Origin of the sequence: Falsihalocynthiibacter sp. S25ZX9, assembly GCF_041205405.1 — a bacterium.
Classification (GTDB): domain Bacteria; phylum Pseudomonadota; class Alphaproteobacteria; order Rhodobacterales; family Rhodobacteraceae; genus Falsihalocynthiibacter; species Falsihalocynthiibacter arcticus.
The window spans coordinates 1-722 of the sequence record NZ_JBGFCD010000066.1 but is presented as its reverse complement, the minus strand read 5'-3'; the positions used below and the strand labels follow the sequence as shown (position 1 = coordinate 722).

The 722-nt window shown below is 49.0% G+C and carries 1 protein-coding gene; it reads left to right on the top strand.

Features of this window, described 5'->3' with window-relative positions; all coding sequences use genetic code 11:
- Nucleotides 1-186: 186 nt before the first annotated feature.
- Nucleotides 187-722 (top strand): hypothetical protein (locus AB9F29_RS21280; protein WP_369757176.1); only part of this gene is annotated, 536 nt, incomplete at its 3' end.

The window sequence follows — 722 nt, the reverse complement described above, 5'->3', positions numbered from 1 at the left end:
GCGAAGCGACATTGATTACGGAAAAGCAAAGTTCACAGGCAAACAAGACTTAAAGTGAACAAAAGCCGTGACGAAGAAATCTTCTCTGCGGCTTTTTAGGTTTAAGCTTGGGTGTGCACTTTATTGGCAAGAATTTTTCAACGAAACCATGTTAGGTGCGCACATCTTATTTATGGAGTGTTTTGTTTGAAGATCATGATTGTTGGCCTATTGGCATTGTTGGCGAGCCCCAGTTGGGCCGATGGTTTCTGGGAATACGGCTCTTGGCGCGTGATCGTCCAAGAAGTTGATACCGGCGAAGATATCCGCCGCACTTGTAGCGCCGTGACGGGGGGCGATGGCCCGCCGAGCGTGGTTGTCTCCGTGAGCAATGGGGATGTGGGGCCGCCTGATTTTTTTCCAACGGTTCTGGTGCGTGAAACTGCACCCAGAGGTTTTAAAACCGTGATGCAAAACGGGCAAGCTGCCTACATTCGCTTTGATGATGAAGATGTCATGGATGGAATGGTTTATGCTTCCTTAGATGACGAAGGTTTTGCCTTTGCGGAAATCGCGTTTGATCATCCTCTTAGTCAATGGGTGCTACGGGCAATGCGCAAAAACGGCCAATTCGACGTGGTTGTTGAGGGAAAAGTGTTTATGTACGCCTATATGGATGGTTTTACTGCGTCTTACCTTAAAATGGCGGAGGAATGCGGGTTCGACGGCGAAGGCGTCGTCGA